Here is a 14,981-nt window from a genome sequence, read left to right as displayed (position 1 = left end):
AAAAGGAGACCCGAGCATGGCGGGCCGGATGACACGCTTCCTGGGCGATTCCCCTTTTCGGGTTCTTCTTCGTCTCATCGTCCTGTCGGTGATCGTCGGCCTGGTGCTGTCGGTGCTCAACGTGCATCCGTTCGACATCTATTATTGGGCCGAACGCTTCGTCATGCGCGTCTACCACATGGGTTTTGCCGTCTTCTCCGACGCCTTCGGCTACTTCCTTTTTGGCGCCCTCATTGTCGTGCCAATCTTCATCATCATGCGCTTGTTTTCCGTGATGGGCGGCCGCCGGGACTGAACCCAGCGGTCGTGTCGCCGATAAGGAAGGGCCCTTGGAACATATTATGAACTTCTGTAGTGGTTTCGCGGCCGACCGATTGCTGTATGGCTTAGATGATGAGCGAAACGAGCCCCGCCCCATCGCCTGAACAAGCAGGCGCCCCGACAAAGCCCGAGATGGGCGCCGCGCCGAAGCCTTTCTTGGTCAACAATCGGCTGGTCCTCGGCATCGCCGTGCCGATGACGTTCGCCTATCTTTCGGTGCCGCTCGCAGGTCTGGTGGATACGGCCGTGATCGGTCAGCTCGGGGATGCGGCGCTCATTGGCGGCATTGCGGTCGGCGCCATCATCCTCGACGTCATCTTCACGACGCTCAATTTTCTGCGCTCCGGCACGACGGGGCTCGTCGCCCAGGCGTTTGGTGCGGGCGATCGCAAGGAGGAGCAGGCGATCCTTGTGCGCGCGCTTCTGATCGCGCTCGTTGCCGGCCTCGTCATCATCCTTTTTCAGGTGCCTGTCACACGTCTCGGCATCGTGGCGATGGATGTCGGTCCAGAGGTGGCTGATGCGACCTCCAACTATCTTTTGGTGCGCATTTGGGCCGCGCCCTTCATGCTGGCGAACTACGCCCTGGTCGGTTGGGCTCTGGGCATAGGCCGCTCCTTCCTGGTGCTCGCGCTGCAAACAGTTCTGACGCTCACCAACATCGTTCTGTCGCTTCTCTTCGTGCTGGATTTTGGCTGGGGAATTACCGGTGTCGCAGCGGCCTCGGTCATTGCCGAGATGGTGGCGTTTTTCGCCTTCGTGCCCGTCCTTATCCCGCATGTGAGCGGTGCTCAGAGACCGTCCCTCACACGAATCTTCGACAAGACCGGCTTTGCGCGGCTCATCGTCGTCAACCGCGACATCATGATTCGCTCGTTCTCTGTGCTCTTCGCCTTTGCCTTTTTCACCCGCCAGGGCGCGGCGCTCGGCGCGGTCACGCTCGCGGCCAATTCCGTCCTGATGCATTTTTTCCTGGTCGCCGGATATTTTCTCGACGGTTTTGCGAACGCGGCCGAACAGCTCGTCGGACGGGCCGTGGGGGCACGCTTCCCCCCGGCCTTCGACCGCGCCGTGCGTCTGACGGTCGTCTGGGGCTTCGTGCTCGCGCTGTCGCTCGCCGGGCTCTACTTTTTTGCCGGAAGGACGCTCGTCGACATGATGACGACGTCGCAGGACGTGCGCGAAGCGGCCCGGCTTTACCTTCCCTGGGCCTGCCTCACCCCGCTTGCCGGCGTGCTCGCCTTCCAGATGGACGGCGTCTTCATCGGCGCCACCTGGTCGAAGGAGATGCGCAATATGATGCTCGCCTCGCTCGCCAGCTTTTTCGTTCTGTGTTTTGTGCTCGTTCCGCCTTTCGGCAATCATGGCCTGTGGGCCGCGCTGCTCGTCTTCCTCGGGCTGCGTGGTCTGACGCTCGCATGGCGGCTCCCCGTCAAGCGGCAGGGCATGGAGAGCGCCGCGATCTAACGTCCTGCAGAGGTCGCGGGTCTGAAAGCTAGTCCTGCGGTGGCCAGGCGGCTGCCCAACGGGCCGTCTCGATGCCGCGCGCATCGCTGATGGCGTCGAAGTTCCGCTTGGCGAGCTCTTTCGAAAGGCCGGATTTGATGCGCTCGGCGAAGCGCGGTCCTTCGAAGATGAAACCCGTATAAACCTGAACGAGATCGGCGCCCGCCACCAGCTTCGCCCAGGCGGAATGTGCGTCATGGATGCCGCCGACGCCGATCAGTGGCAGCTTTGGCCCGGCGAGCTGGCGGGCACGGGCCAGCATGGCCGTTGACGGATTGAAAAGCGGGAGGCCCGACAGGCCGCCTTTTTCTTCCGCCAGTCGCTTCGCCTTGAGAGGTGGGCGCGCAATCGTGGTGTTGGAGATGATGAGTCCGCTGATGCCCATATCGACACTGGTTTCGATGAGCGAGGCGAGCTGTTTTTCCGTGAGATCCGGCGCGATCTTGACGAGAAGCGGGACGCGCCGGGGCGACGGCACGGCCTCGCGCGCCTCCAGACACCGGCCGAGCAGTCGGTCGAAGGTGCCCGCCTCCTGTAGGCCGCGCAGCCCCGGTGTATTGGGGGAGGAAATGTTGATCGTGAGCCAGCTCGCAAGCTGTGCGAAGCGGCGGATGCCCGCAACGTAATCGGCCGCCGGGTCTTCCTGGTCGCGGTTGGCGCCGATATTGACGCCGACGAGCCCGCCGCGGCCGCGCCGCTCTTCGAGGCGCCGGGCGACGGCCTCGTGACCGTCATTGTTGAAGCCCATGCGGTTGATGATGGCGCGGTCGGAAGTCAGCCGGAAGAGTCGTGGGCGCGGATTGCCGCTTTGAGGGCGCGGCGTGACGGTGCCGATCTCGATCGATCCGAAGCCGAGATTGAGAAGTCCGTCGATGGCCTCCGCGTTTTTGTCGAAACCCGCGGCAAGACCGACCGGATTGGCGAAGGAGAGACCGAAAAGATTGACGGCGAGCTTGCCGTGCGCGTCTCGCCCACGGCTGGTTCGCCCGAAGCGTTTGAGCATTGTGAATGCGAGCGCATGGGCCTGCTCCGGCGGCAAAAGTCGCATAAGCCCGGCGGCCATCTGATCCAGGTTCACGCGCTGCCCTCCGCCCGGATCTCCTCCGGCAGACGGTGCCGGCCATCCTCGCCAAGGGGCAGGTCTTTCACCCACAAGACCGATGAAAGAGGTAGGGGTGCATAAAGGTGTGGGAAGAGCACTCCGCCGCGCGATGGCTCCCATGTGAGCGAAGGCCCGAGCCGTTCCGCATCAACGGCGACGATCAGCAAATCGCTCTGTCCGGCAAAATGCTTCGCCGCCGTTTCGCCGACCTGCTCGGCGCTGGAGAAATGGATGAAGCCGTCGGTGCGGTCGACAGGGGCTCCGTGAAAAACGCCGGCCGCCTCGGCCTCGCGCCACAGGGGTTTTGGCGCTATCTTGTAAATGAGATGCTGCATTGCAGCCGCCATGATAACGAAGCTGCGCTGCGCCGAAAGCGGTGCCGTCGCCGCTACGCATTTGTGCACATCAAAAAGGACAGAGCCATGCGTTCCCTTTCGCTTGCCGTCGTCTTCTTGATGGGCGCCGGCCTCTCCTTGTCGGCCTTGGTGCCGGCAAGTGCGGCCGAGCCACCGCGCACGTCCAATGGCGTCGTCGATCGGCCGACCACCGAGCGCTATGTCTTCGTGCCGATCGAGAAGGGGGCGTTGCGCCTCGACACGAAAACGGGCGAGGTCTCACGCTGCGAAGGCATGGGCGAGGGCGCCGTCTGTCGCCTCGTCGCGGATGAGCGGCTCGCCTATCAGGAGGAGATCGAGGCTTTGTCGCAACGCCTTGATCGGCTCGAGGGGAAGCTTGAGAGCCTCACCGCGAGACCGTCGGCTCCCCCTGCCTCCGAGCGCGACAACGGGAGCATGACGTCCGAGGAGCAGGAGAAGCTCGATCGCTTCTTCAACCTCACCGATCAGGTCATGCGCCGTTTTTTCGGAATGGTGGAAGACCTGAAACGCGATTTCAACGACGACAGGCTTTGACGCGGGCCACGGGGAGCACGACTGAACGCTATGCTGGGATCACGCGCACGCGATGTGAGCTTCGACGAAACGATCGAGACGACGGCCGCGCGGCTCGTGCAAAGCGGCCTCTCCTTGCCGACGCGCGGTCAAGGTTTCATCGACATCACGGGTGAGCTGCAGGAATGGCTGCGCGAGGCGGGAGCCCGGAGAGGACTTCTCTGCGTCTTCCTGCGGCATACCTCGGCTTCGCTCACAATCCAGGAAAATGCCGACCCTTCCGTGCAGACCGACCTTCTGACCGCTCTCGACAGCCTGGCGCCGCAGAACGCGGGCTGGGTACATGACACGGAGGGACCGGACGATATGCCTGCCCATATCCGCACCATGCTGACCGATGTCTCCTTGACCGTACCGGTGGAGGACGGGCGCCTCGCTCTCGGCACCTGGCAGGGCGTCTATCTTGTCGAGCATCGCACGCGCCCGCACAGGCGCAGCCTGAAGCTCGTTTATTTCGGCAGCTGAGACATCCGCTCGGCACCTGGTCGGTACAGCTCTTCCGGTTGTACGACCTGTGCTTTCGGGCCTCGGCCACGCCGAGCCGCCAACGCTGTCGCGGGAACGAGCACGGAGGCCAGAATGAGGGTTGCCGTCGATGCCGCGATGGCGATGAAGGTCGAGGCGACGAGAGGAATGCCGGCCTCGCTCAAAGCCGCGAAAGCCTGAGGCTGCCATTCGTCACCGCTTGCCGCGCGAAGGTCGAATCCGAATCGCTGCAGCATGAACAGAGCGAGAAGCGTGGCCGTCCCGGCGAGCATGGAGAGCAGCGCCGGCAAGGGCCGCACATGGCGCGCGCGCGCCGTCGCGATGAGGACCGGCATCAGCCCCGCCGCGATGAGGCCGAGCGCCAGGAACCCGAGATCGATCACCGCGCGGTTCGGCTCGAGAGCCCACGTCGCGGCAAGCGCGATCGCGCCAAGCATCGTCAAGCGCGCCGCCAGAAGCCGCTTGCCGATCGGCATATCGGGCATCAAAAGCCGGTGCTGGATATCCTGGCTGGCGGTGCCGACGATCACCATCAACAACCCACTGGCGCTCGACAATGCGGCGGCCACGGTGCCCGCGAAGATAAGGCTCGAAAAGGCGAAGGAGAGCCCTTCACGCTCCGCGAAGCTGATGACCATCGTTTCGCTGGCGAGCCTGATGTCGGGCAGGGAAAGGCCGATCGTGTCGACGCGCGCGCCGCACGCCGCTCTGATCGCTTCGGGTGAGACGGCCGGCGCTCCGCACAGCGCAAGGCTCCCCGCCTGACCATGCGAAAAGACCCAGTCCGGCAAGGACTGCAGCGGCATACCGACCACGTCGCGCAGCAGCTCGAGTAGACTGAATGCGGCATAGGTCGGGGCCGTGATCAGAAACAGGCCAGTGAAGAGGAGAAGCCAGCGTGAGCTACGCCTGGCGCTCGCGGCGGAAGGCGCCGTCAGATAGCGTTCAAGAACATGTGGCAGTGCCACGCTGCACAAGGCCGTAAATGCCAGCAATCCGGCAAAATCGGCTGGCCAGAAATGTCCGAAGAGAGACAGGCCGGCAGCTGCCGGTGCTGCCCGGGGATCGGCGCCCGCGATCGTGCGCACGGCAGAGGCCGCATCTCTCAACGCGAGCTGCGGCAACGGCCAGCCGTAGCGGTCGGCGGCTGCGATCGCCACCGGCAGGAGGAAGGCGGCGAACATCACGATGAATTGTGCTGTCTGCGTCCATGTCGTGCTGCGCGTGCCGCCGAGAATGAGCATCAGAGCGACGATCGCGGCCATCGTGCCGACACCCCATCCGAAGGGAAGGCCGAGGAGGTTTTCCGTGATGCGACCGCCGGTGTTGAAGATCACGGCAAGCAGCATGAAGCCCGTGGCGATGACGATGAGGGAGGCGGCAAGGCGAACCGATGGGCTGGCAAGCCGCCGCGCCAGAAAATCCGCCGTGCTGGTGGCGCCGCTCTGGCGCATGGGGGCGGCGAGGTAATGGCCGCCTGCTGCAAGGCCGATGAGCGCTCCGGCGACGATCGCCCATGCGGCTGCGCCCCAGGAGCTGAAGGCTGCACCAAGAAGCAGGAACCATGCGGTTGAGAGATAGGCAGCGGCCGCTGCCATGCCATTGTAGCCGGCGGGTACACTGCCGCCGGCGAGAAAGAAGCCCTTGGCCTGCGTGCTGCCGGAAGCAAGCCCGATGCCGACAAAGGCGATGAGCGATCCTGCCAGACAGCCCATCCCGATCACCGCTTGCGGCAGGCCGAGTGCATCGAGCGCCATAAGCAGGAGAATCGATCCCACCAGAACTGCGACAAAGAAGCCCCAGATGGTGCGGGCATAAGCCGTGAAGAAGTCAGTATCGATCGAATAAGGGAGATTACTCATGCTTCGATACGCGCCTTTCTCGACACTTCACGAGGCTCCAATGCCCGCCGAACCCGCGGGTTTTCTCGCGTTCCAGACATGTCTGAGATCGTTGATCGTACGCTGGAAACGTTGCAGCGCGAACCTGATCCATCTGCGGAATGAGAAGGATAGCCGGATTCGGCGCATCTCCCATGTCCCTTTTTGTCCTTCACCATGTGCGATAACAGGGTATGAAAAGGTTCTGTGCAATGCTTTTACGGCATCCATCCCGGCCAAACGGCGCCCTGCGCCCCTGTCCCCCAATTAGGTGACGGTTTGAGCGATAGTCCTGTTTTTGTGATTGCAGACGATCACCCGTTGTTCCGCAATGCTCTGCGGAGCGCGATCCAATCCGCTTTTGCCGATGTTGAGATTATTGAGGCGGGTACTCTCGATGAAGTCGCCGCAGCTCTCGATCGCATAGGTGAAGCCGACATCGTGCTCTTCGATCTGAAGATGCCCGGCGCGCGCGGCTTCTCGGGTCTCATGTATCTGCGCGGTCAGTATCCGGCGGCGCCGATCTGCATCATTTCCGCGATGGATGACCCGGCGACGGTTCGCAATGCGATCGGTCTCGGCGCCTCGGGCTTCATCTCCAAGTCGGCATCTCTTGAGACGATTTCCGAAGCCATCCGTACGGTCCTGCGTGGCGAGCACTGGATCCCGGACGATCTCATCGGGGCCGAAAGCGATCGCGAAACGGCCGAGCTTCTGGAGCGTCTGCGCAGCCTCACCCCGCAACAGGTCCGCGTTTTGATGATGCTGGGCGAGGGACTTCTCAACAAACAGATCGCTTACGAGCTTGGCGTTTCGGAGGCGACCGTCAAGGCGCATGTCTCCGCGATCCTGCAAAAGCTCGGCGTGGAGAACCGCACCAAGGCGGTGCTCGCGGCCGGCCGCATTGAAGCCGGCGAATGGCGCGGCGCGATCGAAGAATAGAAGCCGTTATTCTGCCGCCACGGGTGCGGGTTTGCATTGCGCCATCAAGGCGCGCAGCGCCGCGGGCTTCAGCGGTTTGTTGAGGATCCTGACGCCGGCCTTCATCGCGGCCTGCCGCACTTCTTCCGAACGGTCTGCGGTGATCAGGATCGCCGGTACGGTTCGGCTCAGTTTCCAGCGCATATCCGTGACGACGCTGAGACCGTCGCTCTCGTCGAGATGATAGTCGATGAGGATAAGGTCGGGCAGCGTGCGCTCGCGGCGCAACAGGGCCATCCCCTCGCGCATATTGCTGGCCGTCAGCGGGGTCGAGCCCCAGCCGGCGAGAAGCGCCGCCATGCCGGAGAGGATCTTTTCGTCATTGTCGATGCAAAGCACGGTAAGACCGGAAACCGAGCCCGGTGGCGGTGCGGGAGGAGCGCCTTCGCTCGTTTCCTTCGGTACGGCGATCGCCAGCGGCACCGTGACGGAGAAATGCGTTCCCTTTCCAACGGCGGATTGCAGACGTACCTCGGCTCCCAAAACCCGTGCGAGCCGCTGCACGATCGAAAGCCCGAGGCCGAGGCCGTGAGCGACCTTGGCGCCGGCATCGAGGCGCCGAAATTCCTGATAGATCACTTCCTGGTCTGACACGGGAATGCCGATGCCCGTATCGAGAATTTCGATAGAGACCATGGCGTTCTTGCGCCGGCATCCGACCACCACCCGCCCGGACGCGCAATATTTGATGGCGTTGGAGACGAGGTTCCGCAGGAGGCGTCCAAGCAGCGACGGATCGCTCGTCACGGATAAGGATGTCGGCAAAATCCGGAATTCGAGGCCTTTCTCGCGCGCCATGGGCTCGAACTCGACACGGATCTGATCGAACAATTTGCGCAGGTTGAAGGGTCTGAGCTCTGGCGTGATCGCGCCGGTGTCGAGACGCGAAAGATCGAGGACTGCTCGGAAAATCTCCTCCACGGAATCGAGTGAGGCTTCGAGGTCGCGCACAAGAGGGGCTGCCGGGAGATCTTTCGTGCGGTCTGAAAGCGCGGTCGCATAAAGCCGCGCCGCATTGAGCGGCTGCAGAATGTCGTGGCCGGCTGCTGCAATGAAGCGTGTCTTGGAGATATTGGCTTCCTGCGCGGCCGCACTCGCTTTCTTCAAGGCCTCGTTGATGCGGGTGAGCTCGGCGGTGCGTTCTTCCACCCGTCGCTCGAGATTGGATTTCGCCATTTCGAGCGCCCGTTTGCTCTCCACCTCTTCGGTCACATCGGAGAAGGTGAGCGCAATGCCGCCATCGGACATGCGGCGGGTTTCGATGCGGATGACGCTATCGGTGGCCGGGTGGCGAGACACGAAGGGTTGCAGCCGTGAGACGAGTGCATGCATGCGCTGATCGGCGAGCCGGTCCGGATCTCCCTCGCCGAGGAAGCCGATGCGTGCCGTATGGCGCAGAACATCGCGGAGCGAGACGCCGACCTGACCGAACTCGATCGGCAGATGCATGATCTGACGGAAAGGCCGGTTCCAGGCGATGAGCGCCAGATCTCGGTCGAAGACGGCGATGCCCTGACGCATATGGTCGAGCACGCTTTGCAGGAGGTCGCGATTGTAATGGAGCGCTTCCGTGGCGTCGTCGAGGAGCTGGTGGGCTTCGCGCGTCGAGGGATCGCTCCGCTTCAGAAGCAGCGACATGACAAGACGAGAGGAGGCCGCGCCGATGGCGGATCCGAGGAGCTGCTCGGCAAAGCGAACCGCCTGGTGGTCGACCGGCTCGCTGAGATCGGTCGAGCGGCCAGTCGCCTGTTCCATATTGGCGAACGAGCGTGACGTGCGCTCCTGGCCGAGATATCGCGCGACCGTCTCCTTCAGGTCTCCGTAGGTGACATGCGTGCGCAATGGCTTGAGTGCCGGTGTCGGCCCCATCTCGGAGGGGACGAAGATTTTCGCCTGCAGGCGCTCGATCGCTTCCGGCGCACGGGCGAGCGATACGAGGATCATCAAGGCGCAATTGACGCTGATGCTCCAGAAGACGCCGTGCGAAAGGGGATCGAGGTGGAGACCGAACATCGCCTGCGGCCGGAGCCATGCAATGCCGAAGGGCCCTGGATTGAGAAATCCCTCACCGATGAGCCCCGCTTTGACGAAAGTTGGCAGGAGCAGCGTATAGGTCCAGATGGCGAGCCCCGACGTCATGCCGGCAATGGCACCGCGGGCCGTGATCCGGCGTGACAGAAGTCCGCCGAAGAAGGCGGGAGCGAGCTGTGCCACGGCTGCGAAAGCGAGGAGGCCGATCGAGGCAAGCGCTGCCGTGCCGGCCGCGCGGTAATACGCGTAGCTGCACAACAAGATGACGGTAATGGCGATGCGGCGCACGCTCAGGATGAAGCGGGACATGTCATCACGCTGGCGCGTCTGCTGCCGCTTCAGATAGGCGGGAAGCACGATCTCGTTGGAGATCATGATGGCAAGGGCCACGCAGCCGACGATGACCATGGCCGTTGCGGCGGAAAGGCCGCCGAGAAAGACGATCAGCGCGACGATCGGGAAATCCGCGCGATGCGGCAATTCCAGGACGAAAAGATCGGCATCGACCGAAGAACCGAAAGCGATCAGACCCGCGATCGCGATCGGAACGACGAAGATGTTGATGGCGACGAGATAGGCCGGAAACAGCCAGCGTGCGCGCTCAAGCTCGGCGAGGGAATTGTTTTCCACGACGGTGATGTGGAATTGCCGCGGCAACAGGATCGCAGCGGTGAAGGCGATCGCCGTCATCGCCACCCATTCGCCGCCGACGAGGCCGTTCGAGACCATTGTCTGGACCTCGCGGCTTTCGACGGCGAGCGCGTAAAGCTCGGACGGTCCTCCGAACAGAAAGAAGACGACGAAGATGCCGGCAATCAGGAAGGCGATGAGCTTGACCACCGCCTCCCAGGCAACGGCCAGCATCATTCCGTGCTGGTGCTCCGTCGCGTCAGCGTGGCGCGTGCCGAAAAGGATGGCGAAGATCGCCAGCACCACGGCGATGATAAAGGCCGTGTCGCCCAGAAGGGGAAGCGCTTCGGCTGCATCCGCGCCGAGCTCCGGGACCATCGTCGAGATCGACGACGAGATCGCCTTCAGCTGCAGGGCCACGTAGGGGATGACCCCGATGACGGAAATGAGTGTGGCGACGACGGCGACCGCCTGGCTCTTGCCGTAGCGGGCTCCCAGAAAGTCGGCGACGGAGGTGATGCGCTCTTCCTTCGACAGCGCCACGATCCGCCGCAGGATCGGAAAGCCGAAGGTGAACATCAGGATCGGGCCGATATAGATCGGCAGAAAGCCGAGGCCTGAATGCGAGGCGAGGCCGACCGAACCGAAGAACGTCCATGACGTGCAATAGACAGAAAGGGCGAGCGCGAAGAGGTTCGGACGCGCGCTCGCTCCGGTTCGCTGTACGCGCCGATCCCCGTAGGAGGCGATTGCGAAAAGCGTCCCGATATAAAGAATTGCGGCCAGAACGGCGATGAGACCGTTGTTCATTTTCCTTCCCGCGGGACGACGGATCTTGGTTGAGTCATCTGCACATGATCATAGGCGTGGAGGCGAATGCACGACAGGGGGCAAAGAACGCGGTCCAGGCTCGGGCGATGCCGGCGTTTTGGGACGCGGGAGCTCCGCAAGATTCTGTCGCGGCTCATGCTCACAAGATGAGTTGACGCCGATTGGGGCCGGGTGCACCCATAATATATGAACGAGCAACCGACCTACTTCTCCCGCAACCGGCCAATCAGCCTCGAGCACCATTGGCTTCCCTTCACCCCTAACCGCGATTTCCGGACTGATCCGCGTCTGATCGCGCGCGCCGAGGGCATGTATTACTACACGCCCGATGAGCGCCCCGTCCTCGACATGAGCGGCGCCTTGTGGTGTTCGCATCTCGGCCACGGACGCAAGGAAATCGGCCAGGCCATTGCCGAGCAATTCCCGGTCCTCGATTACGCGCCGAGTTTCGGCTTCGGCCACACGATCTCCTTCGAACTCGCCGACCGCCTCTCCGCGATCCTGCCGGATGGTCTCGGCCATATCCTCTTCACCAATTCCGGCTCTGAATCCTGCGATACGGCGATCAAGGTCGCTTATGCTTATCACCATGCGCGCGGACAGAGCGGCCGCAAGAAGATCATCGGTCGCCAGAAAGGCTATCATGGAGTGGGCTTCGGCGGTCTTTCCGCCGGCGGCATCACCGCCAACCGCACGGCCTTCGGTTCCTGGCTGCCGGCCGATCATCTGCGCCACACGCATCTGCCGGAGAAAAACGCCTTCACCCGCGGCCTGCCCGAGCACGGCGTGGAGCTTGCCGAAGAGCTGGCCGAGCTGATCGCTTTCCACGACGCTTCCACGGTCGCCGCCGTCGTTGTTGAGCCGGTGATCGGCGCCGGCGGTGTCTATCTGCCGCCGAAAGGATATCTGAAGCGGCTGCGCGAGATCTGCGATCAGACCGGCGTCCTTCTCATCCTTGACGAGGTGATCACCGGGTTCGGCCGCCTCGGCTCTCCCTTCGCCTCGCAGGAATTCGACGTGAAGCCCGACATCACGACGATGGCAAAAGGTCTGACTGCCGCGACTGTGCCGATGGGCGCTGTCGCTGTTGCAGACTTCGTCCATGACGAGATCATGGCGCGCGGCCCCGAAGGCGGTGTCGAGCTCCTGCATGGCTACACATATTCGGCGCATCCGCTGGCCTGCGCGGCCTCGATCGCATGCCTCGACGTCTATGAGCGCGAAAACCTTCTGACCCGCGCCTCGGGTCCGGTGGGCGATGCTCTGGGCGATGCGCTCTTCAACCTCCGCGACCTGCCGGAAGTCGTCGATATCCGCCATTACGGCTTCATCGGCGCGGTGGAGTTCCGTCCGGGTGAAAAACCCGGCAAGCGAGGCCAGGCGATCTTCAAGGCCTGCTGGAAGGAAGGCTTGATGGTCCGTGCCTTGGGCGACATTATTGCTGTTTCGCCGCCGCTCGTGATCGAGCAAGATCATGTCGGCGAATTTGCTGAGAAATTCCGGCGGGCGGTGGAAACGACGCTCGCCTGAGGGGGCCCTCCGGCCCCCCGGAAGGAGAGGCCGTGATGGACGACAGGACGATCGACAAGCCGGGCGAGTGCCCGGCACACGCCGCGCCCACGGAGACACGTCCTCCGGAAGGCTGTCCGGCCCATGCTCATGAGGCGCCCGCCGAACCCTCGGCGGACGCACCGGCCGTATGCCCGGTGGATCATACCGCGCTTTCTGCCGATCAGGGCTTGCGCCCGATCGTGGCCGTCACCGGCGCAAGTCGTGGCATCGGTCACGCCATCGTGCGCAAGTTCTATGATGAGAACTGGGAGGTCTATACCCTCTCGCGCACGCCTTTCTCTCGCGTCTGCCCGTGGGCGGAAGGCTATGTCCGCCATATTGAGGTCGATCTCTCAGATCCGAAGTCGATCCAGTACGCGATCGACCAGCTACGCGAACGCGTCGGAGAGAAGGGCCTGACGGCGCTCGTCAACAATGCCGGTATCTCGCCCAAGAACACCGAAGGCGGCCGGCTTGGAGCCGCGGAGACGCCGCTCGAAATCTGGCGCGACGTCCATATGGTCAATTTCATCGCTCCGGCCGTGCTGGTGCAGGGGCTGCGCGAACCGTTGCGGCGTGCCAATGGCGCTGTCGTCAATATCACCTCGATCGCCGGCTTCCGTATCCATCCCTTCGCCGGCGCCGCTTATGCGACCTCGAAGGCCGCGCTTTCGGCGCTGACCCGTGAACTTGCCCATGAGCTCGCCGCCTCCGGTATCCGCGTCAATGCCGTCGCGCCGGGCGAGATCATGACCTCGATCCTGTCTCCGGGCACCGACGAGGTGGTGGAGCGCGACGTGCCCATGCGCCGCATCGGCGATCCGAAGGAAGTGGCGGAAGTCGTGCATTTCCTCTGCTCGCAGGCCGCTTCCTACGTCATCGGCGCTGAGATCAACATCGACGGTGGCCAGCATCTCTAGGCCCGACATGCTTGTCCCGTTCTCGACCCTGCGCGGGCTCGCCCGTGCAGGACTCGTCGCCTGTGTCTGTCTGACCGTGCCATCTGCCGCCGGGGCGCAGGACGTCTCGGATCGCATTCAGCCGGAGCTTGCGACGCCGGTGGCGGAACCCGCGACCGCTCCTGTTCACGCGGCCGACTGGATGGTGGCGGCAGCCAACCCGCTCGCGGCAGAAGCCGGCGCTGAGATCCTAAAAGGGGGCGGCAGTGCCATCGACGCGATGGTGGCGGTGCAGCTCGTTCTTGGCCTCGTCGAGCCGCAATCTTCCGGTCTCGGCGGCGGTGCCTTCCTGCTTTACTGGGATGCCGCTGCGAAGAAGCTTGTCACCCTCGACGGCCGCGAAACGGCGCCCTCCGCCGCGACGCCGGAACTCTTCCTGGACGATCAAGGCGAGCCGCTTGAGTTCTTCGATGCGGTCATCGGTGGGCGTTCCGTCGGCGTACCCGGCACACCCAGGCTGCTGGAAGAGGCGCATAAACGTTGGGGCAAGCTTTCGTGGCCGGACCTGTTTCAGCCCGCGATCCGGCATGCCGAAGACGGCTTTCCGGTTTCACCGCGCCTTGCCGGCCTCGTTGCTGAAGAAACCGACAGTCTTGCCCGTCAGGAGACTGCGAAAGCCTATTTCCTCGACGATCTCAAGGCGGCCCTCTCCGGCGACGGCCGTCTCAAGAACGCAGCCTATGCCGCAACGCTCAGGCTTCTCGCAGAGAAGGGCGCCGACGCCTTCTATGAGGGTCCTGTGGCGGAAGACATTGTCGCCGCCATCCATCACTTCGACGCCAATCCCGGTGTCATGCGGCTGCAGGACCTCAAAAATTACGAGGTGAAAGCGCGGGATCCGGTCTGCGTTGCCTATCGTGTTTACGATATTTGCGGCATGGGCCCGCCATCTTCCGGCGGCGTAACGGTCGGTCAGATCCTGGGCCTGCTGGCACCGTACGATCTGGCCGCCCTCGGGCCGGAAAGCGTCGCCGCCTGGCGGCTGATCGGCGATGCCTCTCGTCTCGCTTTCGCCGATCGCGGCCGCTATCTCGCCGATACGGATTTCGTGCCGGCGCCGATCAAGGGCCTCCTCGATCCGGCCTATCTGAAAGAGCGGGCAAAACTCCTCGAAGGTGACGTGCGTCTCGAGACGGCCGAACCCGGCGAGCCGCAATGGGATCACGCCTTCAATTTCGCCGACGATCAGGCGATCGAGTTTCCGTCCACAAGCCATTTCGTCATCGTCGACAGCGACGGCAATGTCGTCTCCATGACGACGACGATCGAGAATGGCTTCGGCTCGCGCCTCATGGTGCGCGGCTTTCTCCTGAACAACGAACTCACGGATTTTTCCTTCAAAAGCCAGGAGGACAGGCGTCCGGTGGCAAACCGGGTGGAGCCTGGAAAGCGACCGCGGTCGTCGATGGCGCCGACCATCGTCTTTCGTGATGGCGCACCCGTGCTGGCGATCGGCTCACCGGGCGGTAGCCGCATCATCGGCTATGTCGCCGAAGCTCTGATCGGCATTCTCGACTGGGGTCTGGACGTGCAGGAGGCAACCGCCCTGCCGCATGTCGTCAATCGCTTCGGCACCTTTGATCTGGAGGCGGGCACGTCCGCAGAGGATCTGCAGGAGGGACTTGAAGCTCTCGGCTACGAGGTCGAGACGCGCGACCTCAATTCTGGTCTCCATGCGATCGCCATTGGTGAAGATGGGCTCTCCGGCGGTGCCGATCCGCGCCGCGAAGGCGTCGCGATCGGGGAGTGAACT

The 14,981-nt window shown here is 63.3% G+C and carries 11 protein-coding genes and 1 pseudogene; 8 read left to right on the top strand and 4 right to left on the bottom strand.

Translation table 11 applies throughout. The features are described from left to right. Positions 1 to 16: 16 nt before the first annotated feature. On the top strand, positions 17 to 295 hold the full coding sequence (locus tag L0F51_RS13470; RefSeq protein WP_234629724.1) for a DUF6460 domain-containing protein: 279 nt from the start codon (positions 17 to 19) through the stop codon (positions 293 to 295). Positions 296 to 477: 182 nt separating this feature from the next. Then, complete coding sequence (locus L0F51_RS13465; protein WP_370642406.1) at positions 478 to 1,788, top strand: MATE family efflux transporter; 1,311 nt, start codon at positions 478 to 480, stop codon at positions 1,786 to 1,788. Between the two features lie 28 nt (positions 1,789 to 1,816). Here L0F51_RS13465 and L0F51_RS13460 read toward each other — a convergent pair. Then, positions 1,817 to 2,888 (bottom strand): annotated as a pseudogene (locus L0F51_RS13460) (quinone-dependent dihydroorotate dehydrogenase); the annotation flags it as partial. A gap of 13 nt (positions 2,889 to 2,901) precedes the next feature. Beyond that, positions 2,902 to 3,264: a DUF952 domain-containing protein gene (locus L0F51_RS13455; protein ID WP_234629721.1), complete on the bottom strand. Its 363-nt coding sequence runs from the start codon at positions 3,262 to 3,264 to the stop codon at positions 2,902 to 2,904. Between the two features lie 87 nt (positions 3,265 to 3,351). On the opposite strand from L0F51_RS13455, the gene L0F51_RS13450 reads away from it, so the two are divergent. Further along, entirely contained in the window at positions 3,352 to 3,840 is a 489-nt protein-coding gene (locus L0F51_RS13450) for a hypothetical protein (RefSeq protein WP_234629720.1), read from the top strand. A gap of 30 nt (positions 3,841 to 3,870) precedes the next feature. Continuing rightward, entirely contained in the window at positions 3,871 to 4,344 is a 474-nt protein-coding gene (locus L0F51_RS13445) for a secondary thiamine-phosphate synthase enzyme YjbQ (protein ID WP_234629719.1), read from the top strand. Here the strand turns inward: L0F51_RS13445 and L0F51_RS13440 are convergent. Further along, positions 4,329 to 6,227, bottom strand: a complete 1,899-nt coding sequence (locus L0F51_RS13440; protein ID WP_234629718.1) for a hypothetical protein — start codon at positions 6,225 to 6,227, stop codon at positions 4,329 to 4,331. The genes L0F51_RS13445 and L0F51_RS13440 overlap by 16 nt on opposite strands. Before the next feature lie 297 nt (positions 6,228 to 6,524). Here L0F51_RS13440 and L0F51_RS13435 point away from each other — a divergent pair, with 297 nt between their 5' ends. Then, positions 6,525 to 7,187, top strand: coding sequence for a response regulator transcription factor (locus L0F51_RS13435; RefSeq protein WP_255701435.1), 663 nt, complete (start codon positions 6,525 to 6,527; stop codon positions 7,185 to 7,187). Positions 7,188 to 7,193: 6 nt separating this feature from the next. Here L0F51_RS13435 and L0F51_RS13430 read toward each other — a convergent pair whose 3' ends face one another. After that, positions 7,194 to 10,697, bottom strand: coding sequence for a PAS domain-containing hybrid sensor histidine kinase/response regulator (locus tag L0F51_RS13430; RefSeq protein ID WP_234629716.1), 3,504 nt, complete (start codon positions 10,695 to 10,697; stop codon positions 7,194 to 7,196). Positions 10,698 to 10,904: 207 nt separating this feature from the next. Here L0F51_RS13430 and L0F51_RS13425 point away from each other — a divergent pair, with 207 nt between their 5' ends. Genes L0F51_RS13425 through ggt form a run of 3 tightly spaced genes read left to right on the top strand, consistent with a single transcriptional unit; the run spans position 10,905 to position 14,978 of the window. Beyond that, positions 10,905 to 12,248, top strand: coding sequence for an aminotransferase class III-fold pyridoxal phosphate-dependent enzyme (locus L0F51_RS13425; RefSeq protein ID WP_234629715.1), 1,344 nt, complete (start codon positions 10,905 to 10,907; stop codon positions 12,246 to 12,248). A 35-nt stretch (positions 12,249 to 12,283) separates the two neighbouring features. Further along, complete coding sequence (locus L0F51_RS13420; RefSeq protein WP_234629714.1) at positions 12,284 to 13,189, top strand: SDR family NAD(P)-dependent oxidoreductase; 906 nt, start codon at positions 12,284 to 12,286, stop codon at positions 13,187 to 13,189. 7 nt (positions 13,190 to 13,196) lie between these two features. Beyond that, positions 13,197 to 14,978 (top strand): gamma-glutamyltransferase, encoded by a 1,782-nt coding sequence (gene ggt / locus L0F51_RS13415; protein ID WP_234629713.1) that lies wholly within the window; start codon positions 13,197 to 13,199, stop codon positions 14,976 to 14,978. Positions 14,979 to 14,981 lie beyond the last annotated feature (3 nt).

The organism is Afifella sp. H1R (assembly GCF_021462425.1).
In the GTDB taxonomy this organism is placed as follows: domain Bacteria; phylum Pseudomonadota; class Alphaproteobacteria; order Rhizobiales; family Afifellaceae; genus Afifella; species Afifella aestuarii.
Note: the sequence above shows the minus strand (reverse complement) of the source record. Positions and strands in the feature narration are given on the sequence as shown.

Coding starts and splice junctions, on each gene's coding strand:
- L0F51_RS13450 (WP_234629720.1), top strand. CDS start 3,352: ATGCGTTCCCTTTCGCTTGCCGTCGTCTTCTTGATGGGCGCCGGCCTC.
- L0F51_RS13430 (WP_234629716.1), bottom strand. CDS start 10,697: ATGAACAACGGTCTCATCGCCGTTCTGGCCGCAATTCTTTATATCGGG.
- L0F51_RS13420 (WP_234629714.1), top strand. CDS start 12,284: ATGGACGACAGGACGATCGACAAGCCGGGCGAGTGCCCGGCACACGCC.
- L0F51_RS13440 (WP_234629718.1), bottom strand. CDS start 6,227: ATGAGTAATCTCCCTTATTCGATCGATACTGACTTCTTCACGGCTTAT.
- L0F51_RS13470 (WP_234629724.1), top strand. CDS start 17: ATGGCGGGCCGGATGACACGCTTCCTGGGCGATTCCCCTTTTCGGGTT.
- L0F51_RS13425 (WP_234629715.1), top strand. CDS start 10,905: ATGAACGAGCAACCGACCTACTTCTCCCGCAACCGGCCAATCAGCCTC.
- L0F51_RS13455 (WP_234629721.1), bottom strand. CDS start 3,264: ATGCAGCATCTCATTTACAAGATAGCGCCAAAACCCCTGTGGCGCGAG.
- ggt (WP_234629713.1), top strand. CDS start 13,197: ATGCTTGTCCCGTTCTCGACCCTGCGCGGGCTCGCCCGTGCAGGACTC.
- L0F51_RS13445 (WP_234629719.1), top strand. CDS start 3,871: ATGCTGGGATCACGCGCACGCGATGTGAGCTTCGACGAAACGATCGAG.